Annotated in this window: 27 protein-coding genes; 13 read left to right on the top strand and 14 right to left on the bottom strand. The window is 70.6% G+C overall.

Going from position 1 to position 26,170, the window contains the following annotated elements; translation table 11 throughout:
* Window positions 1–271: 271 nt before the first annotated feature.
* The 3 genes from ACE3T5_RS01975 (at window position 272) to ACE3T5_RS01965 (ending at window position 3,334) form a co-directional block, all read left to right on the top strand.
* Window positions 272–1,453: a S41 family peptidase gene (locus ACE3T5_RS01975; protein ID WP_374663881.1), complete on the top strand. Its 1,182-nt coding sequence runs from the start codon at window positions 272–274 to the stop codon at window positions 1,451–1,453.
* A gap of 2 nt (window positions 1,454–1,455) precedes the next feature.
* Window positions 1,456–2,160 (top strand): O-methyltransferase, encoded by a 705-nt coding sequence (locus tag ACE3T5_RS01970; protein ID WP_374663879.1) that lies wholly within the window; start codon window positions 1,456–1,458, stop codon window positions 2,158–2,160.
* A gap of 133 nt (window positions 2,161–2,293) precedes the next feature.
* Window positions 2,294–3,334 (top strand): M28 family peptidase, encoded by a 1,041-nt coding sequence (locus ACE3T5_RS01965; protein WP_374663877.1) that lies wholly within the window; start codon window positions 2,294–2,296, stop codon window positions 3,332–3,334.
* Here the strand turns inward: ACE3T5_RS01965 and ACE3T5_RS01960 are convergent.
* Window positions 3,316–4,032 carry a GntR family transcriptional regulator gene (locus tag ACE3T5_RS01960; RefSeq protein WP_374663875.1) on the bottom strand — a complete coding sequence of 239 codons (717 nt, stop codon included), beginning with the start codon at window positions 4,030–4,032 and terminating at the stop codon, window positions 3,316–3,318. The two genes, ACE3T5_RS01965 and ACE3T5_RS01960, sit on opposite strands and share 19 nt — an antisense overlap.
* Before the next feature lie 40 nt (window positions 4,033–4,072).
* Between ACE3T5_RS01960 and ACE3T5_RS01955 the strand changes: the two genes are divergently transcribed.
* The 5 genes from ACE3T5_RS01955 to ACE3T5_RS01935 all read left to right on the top strand — a co-directional run bounded on the left by ACE3T5_RS01955 (window position 4,073) and on the right by ACE3T5_RS01935 (window position 9,691).
* The gene (locus ACE3T5_RS01955) at window positions 4,073–5,128 is read left to right on the top strand and encodes a Bug family tripartite tricarboxylate transporter substrate binding protein (RefSeq protein ID WP_374663873.1); all 1,056 of its coding nucleotides are present in this window, start codon (window positions 4,073–4,075) and stop codon (window positions 5,126–5,128) included.
* Between the two features lie 8 nt (window positions 5,129–5,136).
* Window positions 5,137–6,882 (top strand): L-arabinonate dehydratase, encoded by a 1,746-nt coding sequence (gene araD, locus ACE3T5_RS01950; protein ID WP_374663871.1) that lies wholly within the window; start codon window positions 5,137–5,139, stop codon window positions 6,880–6,882.
* A 13-nt stretch (window positions 6,883–6,895) separates the two neighbouring features.
* Window positions 6,896–7,606 carry a ribonuclease activity regulator RraA gene (locus ACE3T5_RS01945; RefSeq protein WP_374664061.1) on the top strand — a complete coding sequence of 237 codons (711 nt, stop codon included), beginning with the start codon at window positions 6,896–6,898 and terminating at the stop codon, window positions 7,604–7,606.
* Between the two features lie 355 nt (window positions 7,607–7,961).
* Window positions 7,962–8,615 (top strand): DUF4433 domain-containing protein, encoded by a 654-nt coding sequence (locus ACE3T5_RS01940; RefSeq protein ID WP_374663869.1) that lies wholly within the window; start codon window positions 7,962–7,964, stop codon window positions 8,613–8,615.
* Between the two features lie 50 nt (window positions 8,616–8,665).
* Window positions 8,666–9,691: a macro domain-containing protein gene (locus ACE3T5_RS01935; protein WP_374663867.1), complete on the top strand. Its 1,026-nt coding sequence runs from the start codon at window positions 8,666–8,668 to the stop codon at window positions 9,689–9,691.
* Window positions 9,692–9,806: 115 nt separating this feature from the next.
* On the opposite strand, the gene ACE3T5_RS01930 is transcribed toward ACE3T5_RS01935, so the two are convergent.
* Window positions 9,807–10,733: a LysR substrate-binding domain-containing protein gene (locus ACE3T5_RS01930; protein WP_374663865.1), complete on the bottom strand. Its 927-nt coding sequence runs from the start codon at window positions 10,731–10,733 to the stop codon at window positions 9,807–9,809.
* Between the two features lie 156 nt (window positions 10,734–10,889).
* On the opposite strand from ACE3T5_RS01930, the gene ACE3T5_RS01925 reads away from it, so the two are divergent.
* Both ACE3T5_RS01925 and ACE3T5_RS01920 read left to right on the top strand, forming a co-directional pair.
* Window positions 10,890–11,894, top strand: a complete 1,005-nt coding sequence (locus tag ACE3T5_RS01925; RefSeq protein ID WP_374663863.1) for a tripartite tricarboxylate transporter substrate binding protein — start codon at window positions 10,890–10,892, stop codon at window positions 11,892–11,894.
* Between the two features lie 5 nt (window positions 11,895–11,899).
* Window positions 11,900–13,432, top strand: coding sequence for a UxaA family hydrolase (locus ACE3T5_RS01920; protein ID WP_374663861.1), 1,533 nt, complete (start codon window positions 11,900–11,902; stop codon window positions 13,430–13,432).
* 6 nt (window positions 13,433–13,438) lie between these two features.
* On the opposite strand, the gene ACE3T5_RS01915 is transcribed toward ACE3T5_RS01920, so the two are convergent.
* Complete coding sequence (locus ACE3T5_RS01915; protein WP_374663859.1) at window positions 13,439–13,747, bottom strand: hypothetical protein; 309 nt, start codon at window positions 13,745–13,747, stop codon at window positions 13,439–13,441.
* 136 nt (window positions 13,748–13,883) lie between these two features.
* Here ACE3T5_RS01915 and ACE3T5_RS01910 point away from each other — a divergent pair, with 136 nt between their 5' ends.
* Entirely contained in the window at window positions 13,884–14,246 is a 363-nt protein-coding gene (locus tag ACE3T5_RS01910) for a hypothetical protein (RefSeq protein ID WP_374663857.1), read from the top strand.
* Between the two features lie 23 nt (window positions 14,247–14,269).
* Here ACE3T5_RS01910 and ACE3T5_RS01905 read toward each other — a convergent pair whose 3' ends face one another.
* Together ACE3T5_RS01905 and ACE3T5_RS01900 are read right to left on the bottom strand one after the other, a co-directional pair.
* Window positions 14,270–15,907 carry an FAD-dependent oxidoreductase gene (locus ACE3T5_RS01905; protein ID WP_374663855.1) on the bottom strand — a complete coding sequence of 546 codons (1,638 nt, stop codon included), beginning with the start codon at window positions 15,905–15,907 and terminating at the stop codon, window positions 14,270–14,272.
* 14 nt (window positions 15,908–15,921) lie between these two features.
* Complete coding sequence (locus tag ACE3T5_RS01900; protein ID WP_374663853.1) at window positions 15,922–16,905, bottom strand: Bug family tripartite tricarboxylate transporter substrate binding protein; 984 nt, start codon at window positions 16,903–16,905, stop codon at window positions 15,922–15,924.
* Window positions 16,906–16,989: 84 nt separating this feature from the next.
* Here ACE3T5_RS01900 and ACE3T5_RS01895 point away from each other — a divergent pair, with 84 nt between their 5' ends.
* Both ACE3T5_RS01895 and ACE3T5_RS01890 read left to right on the top strand, forming a co-directional pair.
* The gene (locus ACE3T5_RS01895) at window positions 16,990–17,904 is read left to right on the top strand and encodes a LysR family transcriptional regulator (protein WP_374663850.1); all 915 of its coding nucleotides are present in this window, start codon (window positions 16,990–16,992) and stop codon (window positions 17,902–17,904) included.
* A gap of 93 nt (window positions 17,905–17,997) precedes the next feature.
* Window positions 17,998–18,441, top strand: coding sequence for a VOC family protein (locus tag ACE3T5_RS01890; RefSeq protein WP_374663848.1), 444 nt, complete (start codon window positions 17,998–18,000; stop codon window positions 18,439–18,441).
* On the opposite strand, the gene ACE3T5_RS01885 is transcribed toward ACE3T5_RS01890, so the two are convergent.
* From ACE3T5_RS01885 to ACE3T5_RS01845, 9 genes are all read right to left on the bottom strand, one after another.
* Window positions 18,419–18,832, bottom strand: a complete 414-nt coding sequence (locus ACE3T5_RS01885; RefSeq protein ID WP_374663846.1) for a RidA family protein — start codon at window positions 18,830–18,832, stop codon at window positions 18,419–18,421. The genes ACE3T5_RS01890 and ACE3T5_RS01885 overlap by 23 nt on opposite strands.
* 11 nt (window positions 18,833–18,843) lie before the next feature.
* The gene (locus ACE3T5_RS01880; RefSeq protein WP_374663844.1) at window positions 18,844–19,977 is read right to left on the bottom strand and encodes a DSD1 family PLP-dependent enzyme; all 1,134 of its coding nucleotides are present in this window, start codon (window positions 19,975–19,977) and stop codon (window positions 18,844–18,846) included.
* On the bottom strand, window positions 19,974–20,606 hold the full coding sequence (locus tag ACE3T5_RS01875) for a hypothetical protein (protein WP_374663842.1): 633 nt from the start codon (window positions 20,604–20,606) through the stop codon (window positions 19,974–19,976). Before ACE3T5_RS01875 ends, ACE3T5_RS01880 begins: the two co-directional genes overlap by 4 nt.
* A 6-nt stretch (window positions 20,607–20,612) precedes the next feature.
* Window positions 20,613–20,951 carry a monovalent cation/H(+) antiporter subunit G gene (gene mnhG / locus ACE3T5_RS01870; protein ID WP_374663840.1) on the bottom strand — a complete coding sequence of 113 codons (339 nt, stop codon included), beginning with the start codon at window positions 20,949–20,951 and terminating at the stop codon, window positions 20,613–20,615.
* Window positions 20,948–21,223 carry a K+/H+ antiporter subunit F gene (locus ACE3T5_RS01865; protein ID WP_374663838.1) on the bottom strand — a complete coding sequence of 92 codons (276 nt, stop codon included), beginning with the start codon at window positions 21,221–21,223 and terminating at the stop codon, window positions 20,948–20,950. The genes mnhG and ACE3T5_RS01865 overlap by 4 nt, the downstream gene beginning before the upstream one ends.
* A complete protein-coding gene (locus ACE3T5_RS01860; RefSeq protein WP_374663836.1) occupies window positions 21,220–21,705 on the bottom strand; it encodes a Na+/H+ antiporter subunit E in 486 nt (161 codons plus the stop codon). The genes ACE3T5_RS01865 and ACE3T5_RS01860 overlap by 4 nt, the downstream gene beginning before the upstream one ends.
* Entirely contained in the window at window positions 21,702–23,363 is a 1,662-nt protein-coding gene (locus tag ACE3T5_RS01855; RefSeq protein WP_374663835.1) for a monovalent cation/H+ antiporter subunit D, read from the bottom strand. Before ACE3T5_RS01855 ends, ACE3T5_RS01860 begins: the two co-directional genes overlap by 4 nt.
* A gap of 55 nt (window positions 23,364–23,418) precedes the next feature.
* Window positions 23,419–23,760, bottom strand: a complete 342-nt coding sequence (locus ACE3T5_RS01850) for a Na+/H+ antiporter subunit C (protein ID WP_374663833.1) — start codon at window positions 23,758–23,760, stop codon at window positions 23,419–23,421.
* Window positions 23,760–26,170 (bottom strand): monovalent cation/H+ antiporter subunit A (locus tag ACE3T5_RS01845; protein WP_374663831.1); only part of this gene is annotated, 2,411 nt, incomplete at its 5' end. The genes ACE3T5_RS01845 and ACE3T5_RS01850, both read right to left, overlap by 1 nt.

The following is a 26,170-nucleotide window of genomic DNA, read 5'->3' as shown; positions in this document are numbered from 1 at the left end:
TGCACGGCATAACTTAATGTAGTACGCACGCATCCTATCCACAGATCGACAGATATGTCTACCGATCGACACAAGTGTCGATCAGTGGGCGTCTACAGGTCGACACTTTTGAGGGGTCGATAGATCGACACCTCCGCCCGGCTCGCGTTCATCAAGCCGAGCCGCAGCTGGTTCCTGTCGCCCGGTGTGCGGCTTGGCGGTTGACGAGAGGAGCGCCGTGGTCCGGCTGTGGCGCTGCACGATGCAAGAATGCGCCAACCGGAATCACGTCATGCGCGCACAGATCACACAAGCCATCCTGGCGCCAGCCCTCTGCATGGGCCTGGCATCCACTTCATTGGGCGTGGCTGCCCAAGGTTCTGCAAAGCCGCTTCCACGCGACGAACTCCAGGCGCTCGCGGCGGCGTGGTCGGTCCTGAACGACTCGCTCGTCTACAAGGCTGACGGCAAGGCGCTGATCGTCGGCGCCATCCGGGGCATGCTGCGCAGTGCAGACCCGGAGTCGGGCGAGTACTACACCGTAGAAGAGTTCGCGGAGTTCAAGGCGGGGCTCGACCGCAGCCGGGTGGCTTCTGGCCTGGAAGTGCGCCATCTCGATGGCAGGTACCTGCTGACACCTGTCGATGGGGGTCCGGCCTCGGCTGCAGGCGTCCGGTTCGAGGACCAGTTGCTGGCCGTGGATGGCGTGCGAGTGCGTGGGCTCACGCTGAACCAGGTGGTTCGGGCATTGAGCGGGTCCGCCGGTAGCCGAGTCGCGCTGACCGTGCTGCGCGAAACCGACCTGAAGGTCCATGAAATCACGGTCGAACGCCAAGCCTTCCGAGCCCCCGGCCCGAGTGTTGCTCGCGCTCCTGGCGGCTGGGTCGTTCTGCGCGTTTCCCGCTTCCTGGACAGTACGCTGCAGGAAACCGTTCATGCACTTCAGCGTGCCTGGAGCGAGCAACCCTACCGCGCCGTGGTGTTGGATCTGCGGGGTTGCCCCGGCGGCCTGCTGGACACGTCAATTGGCGTTGCATCCATCTTTCTGCCAGGGGGCGAGGTCGTCGCGCACTCACATGGTGCGCCCGCAGAGTCCAACATGACTTACCGTGCCAGCCGGGCCTTCTACCTTCGGCGGGGTGGCGCGGACCCCATCGAAGCCCTGGACCCGGCGATCCGTCGCCTGCCACTGGCCGTCCTGGTCGATGGCGCCACCGCGTCAGGTGCGGAGATCGTCGCGGCCGCCTTGCAGGAGCACCGCCGCGCCCCTGTAGTCGGGCAACGCACCTTTGGCCGTGCCAGCATCCAGACGGTGACCCCGCTGCAGCTGGGTGGCATCAAGTACACGAGCGCCTACTGGACGTCGCCCGGCGGTCGGCGCCTGCATGGCAACGGCATCACGCCCGATACCCTCTTGGACAACCCATGGGACGACGCCTTGGTTGCCGATGCCTTGACGCGCGCGCTGAGGTGACCATGTCCACCGTGCACCCTTCCCCTGAGGCCACCCGCGCCGAACTCCGCACGCTCTGCCCTGACCTCAGCGCGCGCGCCCTCGACCTGCTCACCCACATGTACACGGCCCAGCGCCTGCAGGGCACCGATGGCGAGGCAGAGCCGGGGCTCACGCGCATCGGGCCGCTCCAGGGCGCGGTGCTGCACCGGCTGGTGCGGCAGACCAGTGCGGTGCGCACGCTGGAGATCGGCTTTGCCTATGGCTACTCCACCGTGTGGCTGCTCGACGCGATGCCGGCGGGCGCGCGCCACGTGGCGGTGGACCCGCATGAGCGCGTGCTGTACGCGGGCGTGGGGCTGCACCAGGTACAGCAGCTCGGTGCGGCGGCCGCCTTCGAGTGGCGGCCGGCCTACTCGATCCATGCCTTGTCGGATGCCATCCGCGCCGGCGAGCGGCACGACCTGATCTTCATCGACGGCAACCACCGCTTCGACGATGTGCTGGTGGACTTCTACCTGGCGGACCAGGCACTGCGCCCCGGCGGCATCATGGCCTTCGACGACATGTGGATGCCCAGCGTGCGCACGGCGGTGAGCTTCGTCGCCAGCAATCGGTCGTACCAGCCGGTGACCCAGCCGGAGGGGAACATGGCCGTGTTCCAGAAGGTGACCGACGACGCGCGCGACTGGCGTCACTACGTGCCGTTCCAGGTGCACGCGGGCTGATCGCAGCACGCCGGTCGCATCGCGCGCTACCACGCGTCGCTTCTGGCGCCACCTGCGGCATGCAGGCCCATCATCCGGCGTCGGCCCCCGCATCATCACGCGTCATGCCCCACCGCCCTTGCGCTGAATCCCCATGAGCACGCCTGCCTGGTGGCAACGCCGCCTCCGGCCTTCCGTGGCCATGCTCATCGTCGCAGCCTGGATCCTGCTGCCCACGGCGTGGATCTGGTTCAGCGTGAGCCAGCCCCTGGTGCTGCCCCGCCCGGCCGCCGAGCCGCGCACTCGCGCCGACGCCATGCGCCTGCAGGAGGATGTGCGCGTGCTCTCGACCCGCTTCGACGGCCGCTCCGCCCTGAACATGCCGGTCCTGGAAGGTGCCGCTACCTACGTGGAGTCGCGCCTCGCGGCGTTGGGCTTGCCCGTGGAGAGCCAGCGCTTCACCGTCCACGGCCGCAGCTACCGCAACCTGATCGTCCGCCTGGGGCCGGACACACCGCAGGTGCTGGTGGTCGGGGCGCACTACGACGTGTTCGGGCCGAACCCCGGCGCCGACGACAACGCCAGCGGTGTCGCCGGCCTGATCGAGCTGGCCCGCCTGCTGCAGCGGCAGCCGCTGGATCGCCGCGTGGAACTCGTGGCCTACGCGAACGAAGAGCCGCCGTACTTCCGCACGCCGCACATGGGCAGCGCGGTTCATGCGGCAGCGGTGCGAGCGGCTGGCAAGCAGGTGCCGCTGATGCTGTCGCTGGAATGCATCGGCTACTTCTCCGATGCCCCCGGTAGCCAGCAGTTGCCAGCGCGCCTGATGGCGGCGGCCTACCCGACCACCGGCCACTTCATCGCGCTGGTGGGCTTCTATCGCGACGGCCCGGCCGCGCGCGCGGTGAAAGCCGCCATGATGGGCGCGACGGATCTGCCCGTGCACTCCATCAACGCGCCGGGTTTCGTGGTGGGCATCGACTTCTCGGATCACCTGAACTACGCGCAGGAGGGCTTTGTTGGGATGATGGTCACCGACACCGCCTTCCTGCGCAACACGGCCTATCACACGCGCGGCGACACCTGGGACCGGCTCGACTACGCACGGATGGCGAAGGTGGTGGATGCCGTGGCGGCGGCGGTGACCGCGGCCGCCGGCGAGCCGCGCCGTGACGATCACCCGAGCTCGAAGTAGCCCGGATGCTCGCGCTCGATTGCATCCAGAAAGCCTAGCGGCGCGCGCACATGCTCCCGCATGGCCTTCACCGCGGCCGCTGAGTCCCCCGCCACGATGGCCTCCACGATCAGCCGGTGCTGGTCAATGGCGATGCGGTGGCTGCCCACGGCCGGGATGGCGAGGTGGCGGATGCGGTTCATCCCGGTGCGCGCCAGGCGCAGCACCGGCCACACGTGCGGGTGGCCCGCGGCCTCCAGCAGGCGTTGGTGGAACTCCTCGTCCGCGGCCAGGTGCGTGGTGTAGTCGCGCCGCGCGGCGGCCTGCGCCTGACGGCTGACGATGGCCGAGAGCTGCGCGCGCTGCGCCAGCGGGGCGCGCGCGGCCTGGCCGACGGCGGCGCACTCGATGGCCTCGCGCGCGAAGATGGCGTCGGCGATCTTCTGCCGGTTGAGGCGCGCGACGAAGGTGCCGCGCTGGGGCTGCGACTCCAGCAGACCCTCCACCACCAGCTGGCGGAAGGCCTCTCGCACAGGGGCGCGGCTCATGCCCAGATGGTCAGAGACGGCCTGCTCCGACAGGGCCATGCCCGGCAGGAAGGTGCAGTCGAGCACGGCAGTGCGCACGGCCTCGTAAGCGCCGCGCGCGGCGCTGCCGCGCCCGACGGCCGCCGCGGCGGGCGGGGCGAGTGCGGGTAAGTCCGGGCGTGGGCGGGCCATGGGATGACTAGGATACTAGCATACCAGTAAGGAGAAGCCCATGTCCGATGCCCGCCGCGCAGGCGCCGCCCCCTCGCCCCGCCGCACCCGGCGCCCCCTGCTGCGCGCCGGCGCGGCGGTGCTGCTGGCTGCCACCATGCCGCTGGCCGCGCTGGCGCAGGCCGACTATCCCAGCAAGCCGATCAAGCTGATCTCCCCCTTCCCGCCCGGTGGCACCAGCGACGTGATGGCCCGCCTGCTGTCCGAGGAGCTGGGGCGCATCCTCAAGCAACCCGTGCTGGTGGAGAACGTGGGCGGCGCCGGTGGCGTGATCGGCACGGACCGCGGCCTGAAGGCGCCGGCCGACGGCTACACGATCATCCAGACCGGCGTGGGCCAGAACGCGGTGGCGCACGGCATCGCCAAGACCGTGCCCTATGACTCGGTGAAGGATTTCACCCATCTGACCCAGGTGCACTCCGGCCCCAACGTGCTGGTGGCCCACCCCAGCGCGCCGTTCAACACCTTCAAGGAGTTCGTCGACTATGGCCGCGCCAACCCCGGCAAGCTGAGCTATGGCTACACGCCCGCGGCCTCCGGCCACATGGCGATGGAGCTGCTGAAGCAGACGGTGAGCACCTGCACCGGCGCGAAGAAGGAGAACTGCAAGCCGCTTTTCATGGTGGGCATTCCGTATCGCGGCGGCGGCCCGATGATGACGGACCTGCTGGGCGGCCAGATCCCGGTCATGTTCATCAACCAGGATGTGGCTTTGCAGCACGTGAAGGCCGGCAAGCTCAAGGCCCTGGCTGTGAGCAGCCTGGCGCGCAACCCGCTGTACCCGGACGTGCCCACGATCCATGAGTCCGGCTTCCCCGGCTTCAGCGCGCTCTCGTGGTCCGGCCTGTCGGTGGCCCGCGGCACGCCCAAGCCCATCGCCGACAAGCTGGAGGCCGCGATGGTGGCCGCGATGAACAGCCCCTCGATCCGCCAGAAGCTGGAGTCGCAGGGCTTCGTGGTGCCCACGCCGGGCAGCGCCGCCTACACCGACTTCGTGGCCAAGGAGCTGGACCGCTGGGTGCGCGTGATCAAGGTCGCCGGCATCAAGGCGGAGTGACGCACCGCATGACCCGCAAGACGTATGAGCAGCTGCGCAGCGCGCGCTGGTACGCGCCGGACGATTTCCGATCGTTCGGCCATCGCTCGCGCACCATGCAGATGGGCTTTGACCACGCCGACTGGCAGGGCAAGCCCGTCATCGGCATCGTCAACACCTGGAGCGACATGAACAGCTGCCACTCGCACTTCAAGCAGCGGGTGGAAGAGGTGAAGCGCGGCATCCTGCAGGCGGGCGGCTTCCCGCTGGAGCTGCCGGCCATGTCGCTGGGCGAGGCTTTCATGCGGCCCACCACGATGCTGTATCGCAACCTGCTCGCGATCCAGACCGAGGAGATGCTGCGCTGCCACCCCATCGACGGCGCGGTGCTCATGGGCGGCTGCGACAAGACCACGCCCGGCCTGCTGATGGGGGCGTTCAGCATGGGTGTGCCCTGCATCTTCGTGCCCGCCGGCCCCATGCTGCGCGGCAACTGGAAGGGGCAGGTGCTCGGCTCCGGCTCCGACGGCCACAAGTACTGGGATGAGCGCCGCGCCGGCCGCATCACCCAGGCGCAGTGGATGGAGATCGAAGGCGGCATCGCCCGCAGCGCCGGCACCTGCATGGTAATGGGCACGGCCGCCACCATGATGGGCATCACCGAGGGCCTGGGCCTCACGCTGCCCGGCGCCTCCAGCATTCCGGCGGTGGACGCCAACCACCAGCGCATGGCCACGCGCAGCGGTCGCCGCATCGTGGAGATGGTGTGGGAGGACCTCACGCCCGCGAAGCTGCTCACCCGCCGCCACTTCGAGAACGCGATCACGGTGGCCATGGCCGAGGGCTGTTCCACCAACGCCATCATCCACCTGGTGGCCATGTCGCGCCGCGCGGGCAAGGCCTGCGAAGTGACGCTGGACGACTTCGATGCCTACTCGCGCAAGGTGCCGGTGATTGCCAACATCCGCCCCAGCGGTGACAAGTACCTGATGGAGGATTTTTACTACGCCGGCGGCATGCGCGGCCTGATGAAGCGCCTGGCCGACGGCGACCTCCTGCACCTGGACCTGCCCACCGTGAACGGCCAGACCGTGGGCCAGAACCTGGAAGGCGCGGAGGTGCACCACGAGGACGTGATCCGCCCCTTGTCCAACCCGATCTACCGCGAGGGCGCGCTGGCCGTGCTGCGCGGCAACCTGGCGCCGGACGGCTGCGTCATCAAGCCCAGCGCGTGCAGCGCAAAGTTCCAGCAGCACACCGGCCCGGCGATGGTGTTCGACGACTACCCGTCGCTCAAGGCCGCCATCGACGACCCCGATCTCGATGTGACCGAAGACCACGTGATCATCCTGCGCAACGCCGGCCCGCAGGGCGGGCCCGGCATGCCGGAGTGGGGCATGGTGCCGATTCCGGTGAAGCTGGTGAAGCAGGGCGTGAGCGACATGCTGCGCATCAGCGACGCGCGGATGAGCGGCACCAGCTACGGCGCGTGCGTGCTGCATGTCTCGCCGGAGTCGTATATCGGCGGCCCGCTCGCCCTGGTGCGCAACGGCGACCTCGTCAGCGTGGACATCCCCGCGCGCCGCATCCACCTGGAAGTGAGCGATGAGGAACTTGCTGCGCGCCGCGCCGCCTGGGTTCCGCCGCCGCCGCGCTATGAGCGCGGCTGGGGCTACCTCTTCACCCGGCACATCCTGCAGGCCGACCAGGGCTGCGATTTCGACGTGCTGGAAACCGCCTTCGGCGCACCGACCGCCGAGCCCGCCATCTACTGAGCACCGCATGCCTCTGAACCCCGAAACCCGCCGGCTGCTGATGGGCGTGAGCACGGCCACGATCTGCACCGCCCTCTTCAAGCGTGGCCTGCGCCAGCAGTTCATCCAGGACGTGCGGCCCCTCAACGCCACGCTGCCCAACATGGTGGGCGAGGCCTTCACCCTGCGCTACATCCCGGCGCGCGAAGACCTGAACCCGCTCTCGGTGTTCCTGGATCGCGGCCACCCGCAGCGCGTGGCCATCGAGGCCTGCCCGCCCGGCGCGGTGATGGTCTTCGACAGCCGCAAGGACGCCCGCGCCGCATCGGCCGGCGGCATTCTCGTCACGCGCCTGATGGTGCGCGGCTGCGCCGGCGTGGTCACCGATGGCGGCTTCCGCGATTCGCCCGACATTGCCGCCCTGCCCTTCCCCGCCTATCACCAGCGGCCGAGCGCACCGACCAACCTCACGCTGCACCAGGCCATCGACATGAACGTGCCCATCGCCTGCGGCGACGCGCCGGTGTGGCCGGGGGATGTGCTCGTGGGCGACCGCGAGGGCGTGGTCGTGATCCCGGCGCATCTGGCCGATGAAGTGGCGGCCGAGGCGCATGAGATGACAGCGTTCGAGGATTTCGTCGCCGAGCGCGTGGGCGGGGGGCGCAGCATCCTGGGGCTGTATCCGCCCACGGCGGAGGGGGTGGTGGAGGAGTTTGCGGCCTGGCGAGGGGCGAAGGGGCGTTGAGCTCAGCCCGCAGAGGGCTGAGTGACATCGTGGGTCATGGCCTCACGTGCAGTAACCAGAACGCTTGGTTCAGCGAGCCTAGCGCATGCCGGAAAGTCGGCGTGCCGGACAGCGCCAGCCAGCGCGAGCTTGCGGGCACTAGCGAAGATCTCGCAGATCGTCACGTCGCGATCAGTCATGTGGACTGCATCGGTGCTCAGGCCCCTCTTTCCACGGCATCGCCGACGCAGCCGTGGCTGGGGGCACAATCCGGCCCGCTACCATTTCGGGGACATCCGGTGCGCACATGCCCCACCAACGCCTGACGCTCGCCCGCCTGATACAGCGGCTGCTCACTGACTGAGCGTCCACGCCCATGGCCGACGACTACGTCAAACTGCTCAACCCCGAGCGCGCGCTGATCTTCCGGATCATCCACCGCGCGAACATGCCGTGGGTGCTGCAGCATGGCCTGCATTGCGGCACCAGCGCCACGCGATCGCCTCGGTGGGTGAGCATCGGCAACCAGGAGCTGATCAACAAGCGCGCCCACTGGACTGTCCCAGCCGAGCCGGGCGGCGTGCTGAACGACTATGTGCCCTTCTACTTCACGCCCTTCTCGGTGATGATGCACAACATCAACACTGGCTGGAACGGCGTGCCGCGGCATCCCAAGGCTGACATCCTGATCCTTGTGGCCAACCTGCGGCGGGTGATGGAACTGGGCCTGACCGTGCTGTTCACCGACAGCCATGCCAACAACCCGTTGGCGAACTACCACCGCGATCTGGCACGGCTGGACCAGATCGACTGGGGCATCCTGCAGCGGCGCGACTTCAAGCGCGACCCGGACGACCCGGCCAAGTTCGGCCGCTACCAGGCCGAGGCCCTGATTCATCGTCACTGCCCCGTGCAGGGGCTGGCGGGGATTGTGTGCCACGACGAAAGCGTCAAAATGGCGGTGGAGCAGGCCGTGGCGGCGGCTCACGTCGCCCTTCCCGTGGCGTGCCAGCCCGGCTGGTACTTCTGATGATCCACTACACCCAAGGCAACCTGCTGGATTCCAAGGCCCAGGCCCTGGTGAACACGGTCAACACCGTAGGCATCATGGGCAAGGGCATTGCATTGATGTTCAAGGATCGCTTCGCCGACAACTTCCGCCTGTACGCGCAGGCGTGCAAGGCGGGAGACGTGCGCACGGGCCGCATGTTCGTGACGGAGCCGCAGGAGCTCGACGGACCGCGCTGGATCATCAACTTTCCCACCAAGCAGCATTGGCGCGGTGATTCCCGGCTCGAATGGATCGTGGAAGGTCTGCAGGATCTGCGGCGATTCCTGGTGGATCACCAAGTCCGCTCGATTGCCATTCCGCCGCTGGGCGCTGGCAATGGCGGGCTGGACTGGGCCGCAGTCAGGCCACATATCAATCATGCCCTGGGCGACCTGGATGTCGAGATCACGGTGTTCGAACCCACCGCCCGCTACCAGAACGTGGCCAAGCGGCAGGGCGTGGAGCAGCTCACCGCCGCACGCGCCTTGATCGCCGAGCTGGTTCGACGGTATTGGGTGATGGGCTTCGAGTGCAGCCTGCTCGAAGTGCAGAAGCTGGCCTGGTTTCTCGACCGCAGCCTGAACCGCGCAGACGCCGCCAGCAACCCGCTCAAGCTTCGCTTTGAGGCCAACAGGTTCGGCCCCTACGCGCACGGCCTCACCAAGCTGCTCGACAAGCTGGACGGCAGCTACCTGGGCAGCGAGAAGCGCATTGGCGATGCCAAGCCGCTCGACGTGGTGTGGTTCCAGGAAGAGCGCACCCAGCTCGTGCAGGCGTTTCTGCGAACGGAGGCCAAGCCGTACATGGCGGCCCTGGAGGAGACCTCTGCTCTCATCGACGGCTTCGAGTCTCCCTACGGCATGGAGCTTCTGGCCACGGTCGATTGGCTGCTGGCCCGCGGCGATGTGCAGCCCACGGTTGAATCCGTGCGCGCCGGCTTGCAGAGCTGGCCTCATGAGGGCGGGGCCGAACGCAAGGCACGCCTTTTCGATGATCGCGCCATCCGCGTGGCCGTGGCGAGATTGACGCACCCGCCTGTACCCGCCACCTCCTGAGCGCGGCCCGCGCCGGCCGCCATGAGCGCAGACAACTTCCCATCCGCCAGGGCACCAAGGTGATCGACCGCCTGCCCAGCGCTGCGGCGATCCGCGACCTCGATGCCCTGCCGCCTCACGCCACCGCACGCAGATCCTCCATCAACACCGCCGTCGCCCGCGTCGGTGGCCGCGCGCGCAGCCACATCATCCCCACCGGCGGCAGATCCAGCTGCACCGCGATGCGCAGCACGCGCACCAGGCCCAGACCTTCGAAGTGGCGCGCCACGCTGCGCGCCATCAGCGCGCAGGCGCCGCGCTGATGCAGGAAGGTGACCTGCGCCAGAAACGACGCGGACTCCACGATGTCTGTCGGCGGCTGCAGGCCGGCGGCGTAGAAGCACTGCACGATCTTCACCCGGGAGGAGGCCCACGGCGGCGGCATCACGAAGGGCTGTGCGGCCAGGTCCACCCACCGCACACGCCGCTTGGCGGCGAGCGCATGGCCCGGCCGAGCGACCACCACCATCGGCTCCTGGCGCAGCGCCTCGGTCTCCAGGTCCGGCGCGGCATAGGCGGGTTCGAGCCGGCCGATGAACAGGTCGAGCTCCCCTGTGCGCAGCTTGGGCAGCAGATGCGTCAGGTCCCCTTCCTCCACCAGCACCGTGGCGGCGGGGGCGCGGGCCTTCAGGCGGTCCAGCGCAGGGGCCAGCAACGTGGGCAGGGCCACCACCATGCAGCCCACGCGCGTGCGGCCGGCATGGCCGCTCTCGACCGCCGCCATCTCGTCGCGCGTGCGCTCGTACTCCGCCAGCGCGGACTTCGCGAAGCGGATGAATGCAGCGCCGGCGGCCGTGGGCGTGCTGCCGCGCGTGGACCGCTCGAACAGCACCTGCCCGAGCATCGCCTCCACCTCGCCGAGCATGCGCGAGACGGCCGGCTGCGTCACGCTCAGGAACTCCGCCGTGCGGCCTACGTGGCGGAACTCGTCCAGCGCCACCACCAGTTGCAGGTGGCGCAGCTTGATGTTGGAGCGCAGGGCGCGGTCGATGGGGCGGGCCATGTCGGCATCATAGATAACGCAGGCCTCATGAATGGATGCGCAAATCTGATTGGATCGTGATGGACCGGTTGCCCACAATCCGCGCGATGCCGGGTCCGCGTGCCGCCACGGGTGGCGCGGGATCACCGGCTCCCTGAACAAGCACGGAGACACCACATGCCCCACTCTTCCCAACGGCCCCCGCTGCGCCGGCGCAGCCTGCTGATCGCCGCCACCGGCACCGCCGCCGGCCTGGCCCTGCCGGGCTACGCCCAGGCGCAGGACTACCCGTCGCGCCCGATCAACTTCATCTGCCCCTGGCCCGCCGGTGGCACGGCGGATGCGTCGATGCGCGCCATCTGCCAGGCCGCGGCCCGCGTGCTGAAGCAACCCATCGCGGTGGAGAACAAGGCCGGTGCCGCCGGCATGATCGGCGCGCAGGCCCTGGCGCAGGCCAAGCCGGACGGCTACACCGTGGGCCAGATCCCGATCTCGGTGACGCGCTTCCACCAGCTGGGTTCGCTCAAGGCCGATCCCCGCAACGACTTCACCTACCTCGCGCGCACTTCGGGCCAGACCTTCGGCATCGCGGTGCTGCCGCAGTCGCCTTTCAAGACCCTGCAGGAGATGGTGGCGCACGCCAAGGCCAACCCGGGCAAGGTGAGCTACGCGCACGCCGGCATCGGCGGTGCCACGCACGTGGGCATGGAAGAGTTCGCGCTGGCCGCGGGCATCCAGCTCAACGCCATCGCCTACAAGGGCGGGGCCGCCGCGCTGCAGGACACGCTGGGCGGCCAGGTGGACATGCTGGCGGATTCCAGCTCGTGGGCGCCGCACGTGGAAGGCGGCAAGCTGCGCCTGCTGGCCATCTGGGGCGAGGAGCGGCTGCCCGCGTTCAAGGACACGCCCACGCTCAAGGACGCCGGCTTCAAGGTGGTGGTGGATGCACCCAACGGCATCGGCGCGCCCGCCGGGCTGGAGCCGGCGGTGGAGGCGCGGTTGCGCGAGGCCTTCCGTCAGGCGGTGCTGTCGGACGAGTTCAAGGCCGTGGCGACGAGGATCCACGCCCCGGTCATGTACCTGGATGGCCCCGACTACCGCAAGTACGTGATGGGCATGTACGACCACGAGACGCGGCTCATCCAGCGTCTGAAGCTGAAAGAGCTGCTGGCCAAGGGTTGATGCCAGTGACTGCCTCCGCCGCCTCGCCGCTGATCCGCCTGCACCCGGCCGACAACGTGTGGGTGGCACGCGCGCCGATCGCGCTGGGACAGGACTTGCCGGGCCTGGGCCTGCGCGCGCGCGCCCAGGTGCCGGCGGGCCACAAGATCGCGGCCCGCGCCATCGCCGAGGGTGAGGCGGTGCGCAAGTACGACACGGTCATCGGCGTGGCCACGCGGGATCTGGCGCCGGGCGAATACGTCCACACGCACAACCTGCGCATGGCCGAAGGCGCACAGGACCCTGCATTTGGCACCGACGTGCGGCCCGTGGCCATGCTGCCCCCCGCCGAGCGCGCGCGCTTCATGGGCTACGTGCGCGAGGACGGCCGCGTGGGCACGCGCAACTTCATCGGCATCCTGGCCTCGGTCAACTGCTCGGCCACCGTCATCCGCAAGATCGCGCAGCACTTCACGCCCGAGCGGCTCGCGGCCTTCCCCAACGTCGACGGCGTGGCGGCCTTCCCGCAGTCCAGCGGCTGCGGCATGTCGTCGCCCAGCCCGCACTTCGATCTGCTGCGGCGCACGCTCGCGGGCTACGCGCGCCACCCCAACCTGGCCGGCGTGCTGATCGTCGGCCTGGGGTGCGAGCGCAACCAGGTGGCCGACCTGGTGGATTCGCAGGGCCTGCAGGCCGGCCGGCTGCTGCGCACGATGGTGATGCAGGAGGTGGGCGGCACGCAGGCCACCATCGAGGCCGGCATCCGCGCGGTGGAAGAGATGCTGCCGCTCGCCAATGCCTGCCGTCGCGAAAGCGTGGACGCGAGCCACATCGCGGTGGGCCTGGAGTGCGGCGGCTCCGACGGCTTCTCGGGCATCAGCGCCAACCCGGCGCTCGGCGCGGCCATGGACATCCTGGTGCGCCATGGCGGCACGGCCATCCTGTCGGAGACACCGGAGATCCATGGCGTGGAGCACCTGCTGACGCGCCGGGCCGTCACGCCCGCCGTTGGCCAGCGCCTGCTGGACCGCCTGGCGTGGTGGGCCGAGTACACGCGCGGCCACAACGGGCAGTTCAACGGCGTGGTGGGGCCCGGCAACCAGGCGGGCGGCCTGGCCAACATCGTGGAGAAGTCGCTCGGCTCGGCCATGAAGGCCGGCACCACGCCGCTGCGCGCCGTCTACGAGTACGCGGAGCCGATCACCGAACACGGCTTCGTGTTCATGGATTCGCCCGGCTACGACCCCGTGGCGGTCACGGGCCAGATCGCCAGCGGCGCCAACCTGATCTGCTTCACCACCGGGCGCGGCTCGATGTTCGGCTCCAAGCCGGCGCCCACGATCAAGCTGGCCAGCAACACGCCGATGTTCGAGCGGCTGCGCAGCGACATGGACATCAACTGCGGCCTGGTCATCGACGGTGAGCTGGACCTGCCGGCGATGGGCGAGCGCATCTTCCGCGCCATCCTGGCGCACGCCTCGGGCGAGAAGACGAAGAGCGAGCTGCTGGGCCTGGGCGACGACGAGTTCGTGCCCTGGCACCTGGGCATCGTGAGCTGAGGGCGCTCAGCCCCCGGCGTCCAGCCCCTCCACATCGGCCGCCGCCAGCGCTGGCGGCCAGCCGGGCAGCGTGAGTTCGTACGACAGCTTCAGCGCCAGCGGCCCACCGTTCGGGAACGCACGCGCGTCCATCTCCGCCACCAGCCGCTGCACCCGCTCCGATCGGGCGATGGCGGGCTGGCCATTCAGCGCGACGCTGGCACGGACCGGCGGGCCGGTGTCGGCCCAGATGGCACACGCCGATAGCAGGCTGACAGCCGCCAGGGGGAGAGTGAGACGGGCCGTCGTGGCGGCAAGGCGGGGCAGACAGGTCATGCGGCGTGGGCGCTGTTGAGCAGGCGCGACCATTGTGGCAGAGCGGCACGCCAGCCCGGTGCCGTCCGCGCGCCTGTCAGGCCGCTGCAACACTGCCGGGATGGCCGGGCCGGCGGGTGGCGACAATCACGGCACGATGTTGCAGTGCCCTCGTCCCCACGCCGCGGCCGTTTTGCTGGCCCTGCTGGCCGCGCTGCCCGTGCGTGATGCGCTCGCCCAGGGCCGTTTCACGCAGGCGGGCCTGGAGGACGACTGCCAGCGGCGCCTGCGCGCCCTCGCCCCGCCCGAAGTGAAGGTGCGGTCGACGGCCTTCTCGGCGCTCGGCACCCAGCCCAGCTACTACGTGGTCACCCAGCAGTTCAGCGCCCCGCTGCGCAACGGCCAGCGACGCGCCAGCTGCACCTACCGCCGCAACGGCGAATGGGCGCATGACGACGCGCATGCCTACGAGCTGGCGCGGGAGCTGGAACGGCGGCGATCGCTGAGCAACGCGCCTTAGGCGCCGCCGGGCCTCTCCCCGCCTCAACCGCCGCAGAGCGTGCGCACCAGCGCCGGCACGTCCGCCGGCAGCGCATCCCCCCGCCAGGCCACGTGCTGGTCTTCGCGGCACAGCACCAGGCGGTGCCGATAGCCCTCGGGCACCTCGATACCGGCCACGTCGATCACCGTCAGCGGCATGCCCCGCGCCTGCGCCTCAGCCTGGAGCGGGCCGACGTCGGCCGCCGCGTCGAAGCGCAGCAGCGAGTAGCCCGGCCCGAAGGCGTCGTACACCGAGCGGCCATCGGCCAGCCAGAAATGCGGCGCCCGGCAGCCCGGCACGGTGGAGGGCGTGAAGCCGCCCATGGTGTAGCCCGGTGGCTCCTCACCATCCGCCACGATCAGCGGCGAGCCGCTGTAGAAGTAGCCGAAGTTCAGCCCGGCGCAGCAGAACTGCTGCACGTTGAGTTCATAGGCCTCGCGGCCCACCTGCTCACGCGCCCGCGCGCCCTCGGCGTCGTTCGCCTCGATGTTCGGCGGCACGGCGCCGCGCGCACGGATCATCTTGGCCGCATGGTCCATCGCGAAGTGCGACACCTGCTGCGTGATCGGCTGGCGCTCCGCCTCGTAGGCGTCGAGCATCGCCTCGCTGCCCCAGCCCGCGAGGCGCGCGCCCAGCAGCCACGAGAGATTCAGCGCGTCCGCGATGCCCGCGTTCATGCCGTAGCCCGCATACGGCACCCACAGGTGGGCGGCGTCCCCGGCGATGAACACGCGGCCGCTGCGGAAGCGGTCCGCCACCAGGCGGCGGCCGACCCAGTCCTCACGCGAAATGATCTCGTAGGGGAAGTCGCCTTCCACGCCCAGGATCTGGCGGATGGCCCAGTCGCGGTCCACCGCGTCGAAGTCTTCCTCGTGCGGATGCAGGTGGTTGTGCACCAGCCAGGTCTCCTGGCCGTCGATGGCGAACACCGTGCCGCAGCGGCGCGGGTTGACCGAGTAGTAGCTCCAGGCGGGCTTGCCCGGCAGACGCGCCCGCAAGCCCGGTGCGCGGATGTAGCTGGACTGCACGCGCTGGATCACCGGCGTGCCCTCCAGCTTGGCACCGATGGCCTTGCGCACGCTGGAGCTGCCGCCGTCGCAGCCCACCAGGTAGCGCGCGCGGATGCGCCGGGTGGCGCCGTCGTCCAGGCCCGTCATCGCCGCCGTCACGCCGTCGGCATCCTGTTCAAAGCCGGTCACCTGGGTGCGGTTCAGCAGCGTCACGCCAGGCAGCGCCGCCGTGTGATGCAGCAGGATCGGCTCCAGGAAGAGCTGGTTGATGCGATGCGGGGGCTCCGGCGTGGGCCACCACGTGTCCGGCCCCTCGCGCGAGGTGTAGCGCTCGGCCCGGCCGGGGATGGGGATGCGGGTGAGCTCCAGGCCGCTCATGCTGGTGCGGAACACCACGTCGTTCGGGTAGTCCGGCGGCAGGCCGGCGTCGCGCAGCTTGGCCGCCACGCCCAGGCGGCGGAAGCGTTCCATCGTGCGCGCCGAGACGTGGTTGCACTTCACGTTGGGCGGCTCGCCGTAGTGGCGCGTCTCCACCACGGTCACCCGCACGCCGCGGCCGGCAAGATCCATGGCCATCGTCAGGCCCACCGGGCCCGCACCGACGACCAGCACATCCGTCTGATGATCCATGAGCAATCAGCCTCTCAGGGATCGAGCTTGATGCCGGCCTGGCGGATCACCCGGCTCCACTTGGTGGTCTCGGCGCGGATGTAGGCGTCGAAGGCGGCGGGCGTAGTGGGCGCCGGCTCCACGCCGGCATTGCGCATCGTGGTCTTGATCTGCTCGTCGTTCAGCGCGGCGGTGATCTCCGCGTTGAGCTTCGCGACGATGGCATCCGGCGTGCCGGCCGGGGCGACCACGCCGAACCAGCCGGTGGAGTCGTAGCCCGGCAGGCCGGCCTCGGCCACCGTCGGCACGTCCGGCAGCTGCGGCAGGCGCTGCGGGCTGGTCACGGCATACGCGATCAGCTTGCCGGCGCGGATGTGCTGCAGGGCCGAGGGCAGGTCCACCACGGCCAGCGGCACGTTGCCGGCCAGCGCGTCCAGCGCGGCCGGGCCAGAGCCGCGGTACGGCACCTCGACGAACTTCACGTCGGCCATCTGCGCGAACAGCGCGGCCGACAGGTGCATGGCCGTGCCATTGCCGCCGTGACCGATGGAGAACTTGCCCGGCTGCGCCTTGGCGGCGGCCAGCAGGTCCTTCTGCGTCTTCGCCGGTACCGACGGGTGGCCCACGATCACGAAGGGAATGGCCGCGAGCATGGAGACCGGCTTGAAGTCCTTCAACGAGTCGAAGGGCATCTGCGGATACAGGCTGCTGTTGGCCGACAGCGCGCCGGCCGCGCCCACGCCCAGCGTGTAGCCGTCCGCCGGCGCCTTGGCCACCAGGGCCAGGCCCACGTTGCCCCCGGCGCCGGGGCGGTTGTCCACCACCACCTGCTGGCCCAGCTTCTCGTTCAGGCGCGGGGTGAGCAGGCGCACCACCGCGTCGGCGCTGCCGCCGGGCGGGAAGGTCACTACCATGCGGATGGGTTGCTTGGGGAAGTCGGCGGCGGTCTGCGCCAGCGCGGGTGCGGCGGCCAAGAAGGCCGCGCCCAGCAGGCCAAGGGCTCTTGCGAATCGTTGCATGGGTTGTCTCCTGTTCGCCCCATTGGAGCGCGTGGCGATTCTTTCGTAAATCGAAATTTCCTGAAGCATCTATGATGTTTTCTCGTGAATCAGCGACCTTCCTTCACCCCCACCGTACGGCAGCTGCGCGCCTTCCGCGCCGTCTACCAGCTGCGCAAGCTCGGCGCCGCGGCCGAGCAGCTGGCCGTGACGCAGAGCGCCGTGAGCGTGCTGGTGCGCCAGCTCGAAGAGGGCCTGGGCACCCGCCTGTTCGACCGCACCACGCGCTCCCTGCGGGCGACGCCCGCCGCGGAGGAGGCCATCGCGGTGGCCGAGCGCATCCTGCGCGACGTGGATTCCCTGGGCGCCGGCCTGCGCGACCTGGGTACGCTGCGGCGCGGCCGCGTCTCGGTGGCGATCACGCCCACCCTGGCGGAGATCCTGCTGCCGCGCGCCCTGCGCCGCTTCGCCCGCCAGCATCCGCAGATCCAGGTGGTGATCGACGACTGCTCGCCGGATCAGTTCGTCTCGCGCGTGGTGAGCGAGCGCGTGGACATGGGCATCGGCACGCCCGAGCGCGCGGCCGCCGGGGTGGACACGCGGCGGCTGATGGCCGACACGCTGGCCTTCGTCTGCCGCAAGGACCACCCGCTCGCCACAAGGCGCCGCCTGCAATGGCGCGATCTCGCCGGCCACCCGGTGGTGACGGTGCGGCCGGGCTACGGCATCCGGCCCCTGATCGACGGCGCCGCGGTCCAGGCCGGCGTGACGCTGGAGGTGGTGAACGAAGTGAGCTTCCTGTCCACGGCCCTCTGGCTGGCCGACGGCGGCGTGGGCGGCGCCATCATGCCCAGCGCGTACGCCCGACGGCCCGGCGAAGGCGCGCGCGTGGTGCGCAAGCTGCATGGGCCGGTGGTCTCGCGCGACATCTCGCTCGTCACGCCGAAGGGACGCTCCATGTCGCCGGCGGCGGCGGCCTTCGCCGCGGCGCTCGAGGCGGAGCTGGCGGCCACCCGCTGAGCAAGGGGCACCGCTCGCGCGCCGTGCGCTGCGACGGCACTGCCGGTAGCATGCGTCCTTTGCCCACCTGAACGCCCTCTCTCGCGAATCCCCATGCAGGCCCCCACCACCAACCCCGCCCCGCTCTCGCCCTTCCACCTGGCCTTTCCGGTGCACGACCTGGCCGAGGCGCGCCGCTTCTACGGCGGCGTCCTCGGCTGCCCTGAAGGCCGCAGCTCCGACGAGTGGGTGGACTTCAACTTCTACGGGCACCAGATCGTGGCCCACCTCGCCCCGGGCGAGACGGGCGCGGCGCAGCGCAACGCGGTGGACGGCCACGGGGTTCCGGTGCGGCACTTCGGCATCGTGCTGCCCATGGCCGACTGGGAGGCGATGGCCGAGCGGCTGCGCGCCCAGGGCATCGCCTTCGTGATCGAGCCCTACATCCGCTTCAAGGGCGAGCCCGGCGAACAGGCCACCATGTTCTTCATGGATCCCTCCGGCAACGCGCTGGAGCTGAAGGCCTTCAGCGACATCAACCGGCTGTTCGCGAAGTAGCGGACCCTGCCGCGGCTGGCAGGCAGGCCACCGCCTCCACCTCCACCTTCAGTCTGAAGTGCAGCGGCCCGGTGGGGACCACCGCGCGCGCGGGCCGCGCCGTGCCGGCCCATTCGGCGTACACCGTGTTGAAGGCGGGCCAGTTGGCGATGTCGTCCACGTACACGCGCACCTGCACCAGGTGCGCGACGTCGCTGCCCGCGGCCTCCAGCGCGGCCTGCACGTTGGCCAGCACCTGGCGGGCCTGTGCCTCGAAGGGCGCGTCGGTCAGGCGCTCGCCGGCGGGCGTGACGGGCAGCTGCCCGGCCACGAAGACGAAGCCGTTGGCCACCGTCACATGGCTGTAGTGGCCGCCGGGGCGCGCGAGGGTGTCGGGGTTGAGATGCTGCATGGCGAGACCTCCTACCAGCCCTGGAAACGCGGCCATTCACGCAGCGCGCCTTCGGCCGTGACCACCTCGTACTGCGGGAACTGCGCCGCGGTGGCGCAGGCGTGATTGGGCAGGATGCGCAGCGTGGTGCCGACCGGAAAGCGCTGCACGATGCCAGGGTCCGCCTCGCCTTCGCGGGCGAGGATGCCGTGCTCCTGGTTGGCGCCGGTGAGCACGTAGCCCGGCAGCACGTGGCCCTCGGCGTCGCAGACCTGGCCGTAGCCGTAGTCGTGGCGCTGCCGCTGCGTGCCTCGGTCGCGGCTCATCGCCATCCAGCCGGCATCCACGATGGCCCAGCCCTTCTCGGGCTGATGGCCGATCACGGTGGTGAGCACCGACAGCGCGATGTCCTCCGGCGCGCACACGCCCACGTTGGCCATCACCAGATCGAAGAAGGCATAGACACCCGCGCGCACCTCGGTCACACCGGGCAGCGCGCGCGCCGACAGCGCGGTGGGCGTGGAGCCGACGCTGACCACCGGGCAAGCCAGGCCCGCGGCGCGCAGCCGCTCGGCCGCGCGCACGCAGCCCGCGCGCTCCTGCTCGGCCATCGCCGCCAGCGCCTCGGGCGTGTCCAGTTCGTAGCTGGCGCCGGCGTGCGTCATCACGCCGCCGAGCGTGCTGCCGGCGGCCTCGATGGCCAGGCCCAGCTCGATGAGCAGGTCCGACCCGGGCGCCACGCCGGAGCGGTGCCCGTCGGTGTCGACCTCGATCCACAGCTCGAAGCGATGGCCGTTCGCGCGCCCGAAGGTGCCCAGCGCCTGCGCCATGGCCATGTTGTCGGTGATCAGCTTCAGGTCGCAGCCCTCGCGCCGCAGCGCCAGCGCCGCCTCGAACTTGTTGGGCACGATGCCCACCGCATACAGGATGTCGGTGTGGCCCTCGGCGAAGAACTGCCGCGCCTCCTTGAGGGTGGAGACGGTCAGCCCGCTGGCACCGGCGGCCACCTGCAGCCGCACGATGTCGGCGCACTTGGTGGTCTTGACGTGCGGGCGGAACTTGACGCCGAGCGCGTCGAGCTGCGCCTGCATGCGGGCAATGTTGCGCTGCAGGCGCGGCAGGTCCACCACGGCGGTGGGGGTGGGCAGGGTGGCGAGCGGGTTCATTCGTTGGCGGCAGGGTCGGAGGGGGCAGGCGCGGCCTCATTCTCCGATACCTCCACGCCCGCCAGCACGCGGGCACACACGGGCGCCAGCTCGGCCAGCCGATGGCGCTGCCGCAAGTCCGTGGTAGCGGCGCAGCTCACCACCAGCCGGCTGTCGCGCAGGCAGACGATGCGGGTGTGCACGCGCAGCACCTGCTGGTCGTCGGTGCGCTCGTAGCGCAGCTCGAAGCCCGGGCGCCCCTGATGGACATGGGCCACCACGTCGGTGACCCGTGTGCCAGGGGCCTGCGCCTCCAGGTCGGCCAGCATGGTGCGGGCGCGCTCGGGGCGGCACAGCGGCGCGATGTCGGCGTGGCGCCGGCCGCGGGCGATCTGCACGATGCCGGTCAGGCCGGCATGCGGGCCGCGCAGCTCGGCCAGGGCCAGCTCGTCATCCGGGGGCACCCGCTGCCAGGCGGCGGGGTGTGGCACGCGGATCACCACGCCCTGCGACCGCGGCAGGCCACGCGAGTCGAAGGTGGCCCAGTCCTGCGCCCCAGCGGGTTCGGCGACCAGCAGGCCCAGGCTCATGGCGGCCAGCAACGCCGTGGCCGCGCCGCGCGGAAGCCAGGGCCCGGGCCGCCCGCGCATGGCGCCTCAGCCGTCGCCTTCCCGCCCCAGCGGCGGCGGCACCGGCTCGCCGGCCTGGCGGCTGCGGAACAGCGCAGCCCGCGTCAGCAGCACGGTGGTGACGGGCGCGGCCACGGACAGCAGGATCATCACCGCCCAGGCGTGCAAGGCGAGCCGGCCAGTGCCGAAGCTGAAGTGCAGGATGGCCGCGAGGCTCACGGCCCAGACCCCCAACGTGGTGGCGATGGCCGGCGCATGCATGCGCATGAAGAAATCCGGCAGGCGCAGCAGGCCCAGCGCCGCGGCCAGGGCGCAGGCGCCGCTTGCCAGCAGCAGCAGGGCGACCAGGGCTTCGACGACGGTCATTCGATCACCTCCCCGCGCAGCAGGAACTTGGCCATGGCGGACGAGCCGAGAAAGCCGAACAGCGCCATCAGCAGCGCGCCTTCGAAGTACATGCGGCTGTCATCACGGATGCCCAGCACCAGCATCATCAGCATCGCCACGGCGAAGATGAAGTCCAGCGCCAGCACGCGGTCCTGCGCGCGCGGCCCGCGCACCAGGCGCGCCAGCGCCAGGGCCATGGCCACGGCGTACATCAGCAGCGTCACCTCCACGGCCATCGCGAGCAGGTTCATTCGAAGATCTCCATCAGCGGTTGCTCATAGCGGGTCTTGAAGTCGTGCACGTAGGCGGCTTCGTCCTCCACGCCGAACACGTGCAGCAGCACCGCACTGCGGTCGGGCGCCAGCTCGGACCACAGCGAGCCCGGCACCACGGTGCAGATGACGGCGAGCGCCGTGAGAGCGTACGGGTCGCGCAGCGCGAGCGGCACCGTCACGAAGGCGCCGGTGGCCGGCCGGCTGGCCGGGCGCAGCGCGCCCGCACCCACCTGCAGCGCGGAGACGATCACGTCAGCGCCGACACGCATCACCAGCTTCAGCAGCACGGGCAGGCGACGCAGCCGCGCACCGCGTGGGGCGAGCGGACGCGCGAGACGCTGCACCGCGAGCGCCACGCCTACGGCCAGCAGCCAGTGGCCCGGCTCGCGCGCGTCGTTCAGCGCCAGCCACATCGACACCAGGGCCACGAAGAGGAGGATGGCAGGCAGGCGGATCATGGGCTGACCTCCGGCACCGCCCGCGGCACCGGCTGCGTGCCCATCACCGCCTCCACGTAGCCGCTGGGCAGATGCAGCTCGGCGGCGGTGGCGCGGGTGAAGGCCAGCGCGCGATCGCCCATCACGGCCAGCGCGATGCAGGCGCCCAGCAGCAGCGCCACCGGCAAGCCCTCCACCAGCTTGAGCTGCGGCGCGGCGCGGTCCTGCGTGGCCCAGAAGTGGGCGATGAACGCGCGCGAGAGCGCGATGGCCGCGAGCAGGCCCGAGGCGAGCAGCAGCCCGAACAGCAGCCAGCCCACGGTGACCGAGGGCCCCAGCTCGCGCGGCTGCAGCAGGGCGCCCAGCATGGCGATCTTGCCGACGAAACCGGAGAGTGGCGGCAGGCCCGCGATCACCAGCGTGCACAGCAGGAAGCCGCCGCCCAGGAAGGCCACCGCGCCCGGCATCACGCGGCCCACCAGGGCGACCTGGTCGTCGTCGAGGTTGGCGTCGGCCGGCGGCGCATAGTCCTCGAACCCGGGCAGGCGCCCGGCAGCCTGGTCGGCCTCGGGCGGATCCACCTCGATCTGGCGCGCGCGCTCCACCAGTTCCACCAGCAGGAACAGCGCCGAGGCGGCCAGCGTGGAGCTGGCCAGGTAGAACAGGGCGCCGGCAGTGAGCGCGGGCTCGTCGAAGGCGATGGCGGCCATGATGGTGCCGGAGGAGGTGATCACGCTGTAGCCGGCCAGCCGCGCGAGCTGCTGCGAGCGCAGCATGCCGATGGCGCCGAAGGCGATGGTGGCCAGGCCGCCGGCCACCAGCATCGGCTGGCCGAACAGCGCCGAGTCCCCCGCGGTAGAGGGGAAGCACAGCGTCCACAGCCGCAGCACGGCATACACGCCCACCTTGGTAAGCATGGCGAACATCGCCGCCGCCGGCGCGCTGGCCGCCGAGTAGGCGGCCGGCAGCCAGAAGTTCAGCGGCCACAGCGCCGCCTTGGCCAGGAAGGCCACCGCCAGCAGCGCCGCCGCCGCGTGCAGCAGGCCGCGGTCGGCCACCGGCACATGCGGCAGCTTCAGCGCGATGTCGGCCATGTTCAGCGTGCCGGTCACGCCGTACAGCAAGGCCGCGCCGGCCAGGAACAGCAGCGAGGCCAGCAGGTTGACGGTGATGTAGTGCAGCCCGGCGCGCACGCGCGTGGTGCCGCCGCCATGCAGCAGCAGGCCGTAGGAGGCGGCCAGCAGCACCTCGAAGAACACGAACAGGTTGAACAGGTCTGCGGTGAGGAAGGCGCCGTTCAGCCCCATCAGCTGCAGCTGCAGCAGCGGGTGGAAGTGCACGCTGGCCCGGTGCCAGCGCGCCAGCGAGAACAGCAGCGCGCCCAGCGCCACCAGCGCGGACAGCACCAGCATCATGGCCGAGAGGCGGTCCAGCGCCAGCACGATGCCGTAGGGCACCGGCCAGTTGCCGGGCAGGTACACCGCCATCGCGCGCGCGGTGACCACGTCCAGGCCGGCGAACAGCCACAGCGCGAGGCCGAGGCTCGCCAGCATGGACACGCCGTTCAGTGCCGCCTTCAGGCCGCGCAGCCGGTCGGGCAGCACCATCAGCACCGCGGCCGCCAGCATGGGAAGCAGCACCGGCGCGACCACCAGGTGGGCGGCAGCGTTCAGGCTCATGTGACGCCCCTCCGCGCTACGCGCTGCGGGATTCGCGCGGGAACGGCCCGACGGCTCATCGCTCCTCCTTGCCGTCCACGTGGTCGCTGTCGGTCAGCCCGCGCAGGGCCAGCAGCACCACCAGGAACAGCGCCGTGGTGGCGAAGCCGATCACGATGGCGGTGAGCACCAGGGCTTGCGGCATCGGGTCGGTGTAGTTCAGCAGGTCGGCCGGCACGCCGGGACGCACGATCGGCTCCTTGTCGACCGAGAGGCTGCCCACGCTGAAGATGAACAGGTTCACGGCATAGGACATCAGCGTCAGGCCCACCAGCACCTGGTAGGTACGCGGCCGCAGCACCAGCCACACGCCGGCGGCGCCCAGCACGCCGATGGCCAGGGAGAGGATCAGTTCCATCAGGCACGCTCCCGCACGGGACGCCGACGCGCGCGCAGCGACTGGTGGGCCAGCGCCGTGAGCATCAGCAGGGTGGAGCCCAGCACGACGGCGAACACGCCGGTGTCGAACAACGCGGCGCTGGGCAGGTGAATCTCGCCGATCCACGGCAGCGTGACGTGCGCGGTGTGGGTGGTGAGGAAGGGGTGGCCGAAGGCGAGCGCGCCGGCGCCGGTGAGCACCACCACCACCAGGCCGAAGCCCATCCACCACGGCGGGTTGAGGTCCATGCGCTCCTCCACCCACTGCGTGCCGCTCACCATGTACTGCGCGATGAAGGCGGTGGCCAGCACCAGGCCAGCGATGAAGCCGCCGCCGGGCTGGTTGTGCCCGCGCAGGAACAGGTGCGCGGCCACGAGCATGGCCACCGGCAGCAGCAGGCGCACCAGGACCGCCGGCACCATGAGGTAGCCCTGGGCCGGGTCGTCCGCGTCGTGCAGGTCCTGCGGGCGCACCAGGTCGGCGCCCGAGACGGCCTGTGCCGTGCGTTGCTGGGGCGGCAGTTCCTCCACCTCGCGCGGCGGACGGAAGCGCCGCAGCAGCGCGTAGATGGTCAGGCCCACGGTGGCCAGCACGCAGATCTCGCCCAGCGTGTCGAAGGCGCGGAAGTCCACCAGCATCACGTTCACGATGTTGGTGCCGCCGCCCTGGGGCAGCGCGTTCTCGATGAAGAACGGCGAGATGCTCTGGAAGCCGGTGCGCGTCATCAGCGCATAGGACAGCGCGGCGAGGCCGGCGCCCAGCAGCGCGGCCAGCACGAAATCACGCCGGCGGCGCCAGCGGGCGCGGGCCGCCTGGCGCGGGTCGTCCTGCTCCAGCCGCTTGGGTAGCCAGCGCAGGCCGAGCAGGAACAGCACGATGCTCACCGCCTCCACCGCGAGCTGCGTCAGCGCCAGGTCGGGCGCGGAGAACCAGGCGAAGGTGACGCACACCGCGATGCCCACCACGCCCAGCAGCGTGAGCGCCACCAGGCGGTGGAACTTGGCCTGCCAGGCCGCCCCCACGGCGGCGGCGGCGCCCACCAGCCACAGCAGCGCGAAGGCCGGCGTGGCCGGCACGCGCGCGCGGTCGCCCCACTCCAGCGGCACGACCAGCGCCGAGGCCAGCGCGGCGGCCCCGGCCACCACCAGCAGCCACAGCAGCTGGGTCTGCATGCGCGGACTGCTGGTGCGTCCGATCAGCCAGCGGGCGGTGGCATTGGCGCGCGTCAGGCCGCGCTCGAAGGCCGCCTTGCCGTCGAGCCGGCCCATGAAGGGCGCGGCGCGCAAGGGCCGCTGCTTGAACCAGGCACCGAAGGCCAGGTACGCCGCCACGCCGCCGGCCAGGGCGACCAGGCTCATGATGAGTGGCGCGTTGAAGCCGTGCCAGATGGCCAGGCTGTACTCGGGCAGGCGCCCGCCCACCACCGGCCTTGCGGCGGCTTCCAGCAGGGCGCCCACCGACCACTCGGGGAAGATGCCCACCACCAGGCAGGCGGCCACCAGCAGCTCGATCGGCAGGCGCATCCAGCGCACCGGTTCGTGCGGCACGCGCGGGCAGTCACGCGGTGGCGGGCCGAAGAACACGTCGTGCCCGAAGCGCAGCGAATACACCACCGCGAAGAGGCCGGCCACCGTGGCGATGGCGGGCAGGGCCAGGTCCGTCCAGCCGGGGGCCTGCACCTGCACCGTCTCGGCAAAGAACATCTCCTTGGACAGGAAGCCGTTCAGCAGCGGCACCCCCGCCATGGCCGCACAGGCCACCATGGCCAGCCGCGCGGTGGCGGGCATGAAGGGGTACAGGCCGTCCAGCCGGCGCATGTCGCGCGTGCCGGTCTCGTGGTCGATGATGCCCACGCCCATGAACAGCGACGCCTTGAAGGTGGCGTGGTTGAGCATGTGGAACACGGCGGCCACCGCGGCCAGTTCGCTGTTCATGCCCAGCAGCAGGGTGATGAGGCCGAGGTGGCTGATGGTGGAATAGGCCAGCAGCGACTTCAGGTCGTTCTGGAACATGGCGGCGTAGGCGCCCAGCAGCAGGGTGATCGCGCCGGCGCCACCGACGATCCAGAACCACTCCGGCGAGCCGGCCAGCACCGGCCACAGCCGCGCCAGCAGGAACACGCCCGCCTTGACCATGGTGGCCGAGTGCAGGTAGGCCGACACCGGCGTGGGGGCGGCCATGGCATGCGGCAGCCAGAAGTGGAACGGGAACTGGGCGCTTTTGGTCAGCGCGCCCAGCAGCACCAGGGCGAGCGCCGGGCGATACAGCGGATGGGCGCGCACCGCCTCGCCGGCGGCGAGCACGCGGTCCAGCTCGTAGCTGCCGGCGATGTGGCCCAGCAGCAGCACGCCGCCCAGCAGGCACAGGCCGCCGGCGGCCGTGACCACCA

Origin of the sequence: Ramlibacter sp., from assembly GCF_041916345.1 — a bacterium.
Lineage (GTDB): Bacteria > Pseudomonadota > Gammaproteobacteria > Burkholderiales > Burkholderiaceae_C > Ramlibacter.
Note: the sequence above shows the minus strand (reverse complement) of the source record. Positions and strands in the feature narration are given on the sequence as shown.

Bases quoted from the DNA above. Each gene is read 5' to 3' on its own strand.
- ACE3T5_RS01860 (WP_374663836.1), bottom strand. From the start codon at position 21,705: ATGATCCGCCTGCCTGCCATCCTCCTCTTCGTGGCCCTGGTGTCGATG.
- ACE3T5_RS01970 (WP_374663879.1), top strand. From the start codon at position 1,456: ATGTCCACCGTGCACCCTTCCCCTGAGGCCACCCGCGCCGAACTCCGC.
- ACE3T5_RS01885 (WP_374663846.1), bottom strand. From the start codon at position 18,832: ATGCAGCATCTCAACCCCGACACCCTCGCGCGCCCCGGCGGCCACTAC.
- ACE3T5_RS01890 (WP_374663848.1), top strand. From the start codon at position 17,998: ATGCAGGCCCCCACCACCAACCCCGCCCCGCTCTCGCCCTTCCACCTG.
- ACE3T5_RS01855 (WP_374663835.1), bottom strand. From the start codon at position 23,363: ATGAGCCTGAACGCTGCCGCCCACCTGGTGGTCGCGCCGGTGCTGCTT.
- araD (WP_374663871.1), top strand. From the start codon at position 5,137: ATGACCCGCAAGACGTATGAGCAGCTGCGCAGCGCGCGCTGGTACGCG.
- mnhG (WP_374663840.1), bottom strand. From the start codon at position 20,951: ATGACCGTCGTCGAAGCCCTGGTCGCCCTGCTGCTGCTGGCAAGCGGC.
- ACE3T5_RS01865 (WP_374663838.1), bottom strand. From the start codon at position 21,223: ATGAACCTGCTCGCGATGGCCGTGGAGGTGACGCTGCTGATGTACGCC.
- ACE3T5_RS01975 (WP_374663881.1), top strand. From the start codon at position 272: ATGCGCGCACAGATCACACAAGCCATCCTGGCGCCAGCCCTCTGCATG.
- ACE3T5_RS01910 (WP_374663857.1), top strand. From the start codon at position 13,884: ATGTTGCAGTGCCCTCGTCCCCACGCCGCGGCCGTTTTGCTGGCCCTG.
- ACE3T5_RS01900 (WP_374663853.1), bottom strand. From the start codon at position 16,905: ATGCAACGATTCGCAAGAGCCCTTGGCCTGCTGGGCGCGGCCTTCTTG.
- ACE3T5_RS01965 (WP_374663877.1), top strand. From the start codon at position 2,294: ATGAGCACGCCTGCCTGGTGGCAACGCCGCCTCCGGCCTTCCGTGGCC.
- ACE3T5_RS01875 (WP_374663842.1), bottom strand. From the start codon at position 20,606: ATGCGCGGGCGGCCCGGGCCCTGGCTTCCGCGCGGCGCGGCCACGGCG.
- ACE3T5_RS01960 (WP_374663875.1), bottom strand. From the start codon at position 4,032: ATGGCCCGCCCACGCCCGGACTTACCCGCACTCGCCCCGCCCGCCGCG.
- ACE3T5_RS01880 (WP_374663844.1), bottom strand. From the start codon at position 19,977: ATGAACCCGCTCGCCACCCTGCCCACCCCCACCGCCGTGGTGGACCTG.
- ACE3T5_RS01940 (WP_374663869.1), top strand. From the start codon at position 7,962: ATGGCCGACGACTACGTCAAACTGCTCAACCCCGAGCGCGCGCTGATC.
- ACE3T5_RS01905 (WP_374663855.1), bottom strand. From the start codon at position 15,907: ATGGATCATCAGACGGATGTGCTGGTCGTCGGTGCGGGCCCGGTGGGC.
- ACE3T5_RS01850 (WP_374663833.1), bottom strand. From the start codon at position 23,760: ATGGAACTGATCCTCTCCCTGGCCATCGGCGTGCTGGGCGCCGCCGGC.
- ACE3T5_RS01925 (WP_374663863.1), top strand. From the start codon at position 10,890: ATGCCCCACTCTTCCCAACGGCCCCCGCTGCGCCGGCGCAGCCTGCTG.
- ACE3T5_RS01930 (WP_374663865.1), bottom strand. From the start codon at position 10,733: ATGGCCCGCCCCATCGACCGCGCCCTGCGCTCCAACATCAAGCTGCGC.
- ACE3T5_RS01915 (WP_374663859.1), bottom strand. From the start codon at position 13,747: ATGACCTGTCTGCCCCGCCTTGCCGCCACGACGGCCCGTCTCACTCTC.
- ACE3T5_RS01955 (WP_374663873.1), top strand. From the start codon at position 4,073: ATGTCCGATGCCCGCCGCGCAGGCGCCGCCCCCTCGCCCCGCCGCACC.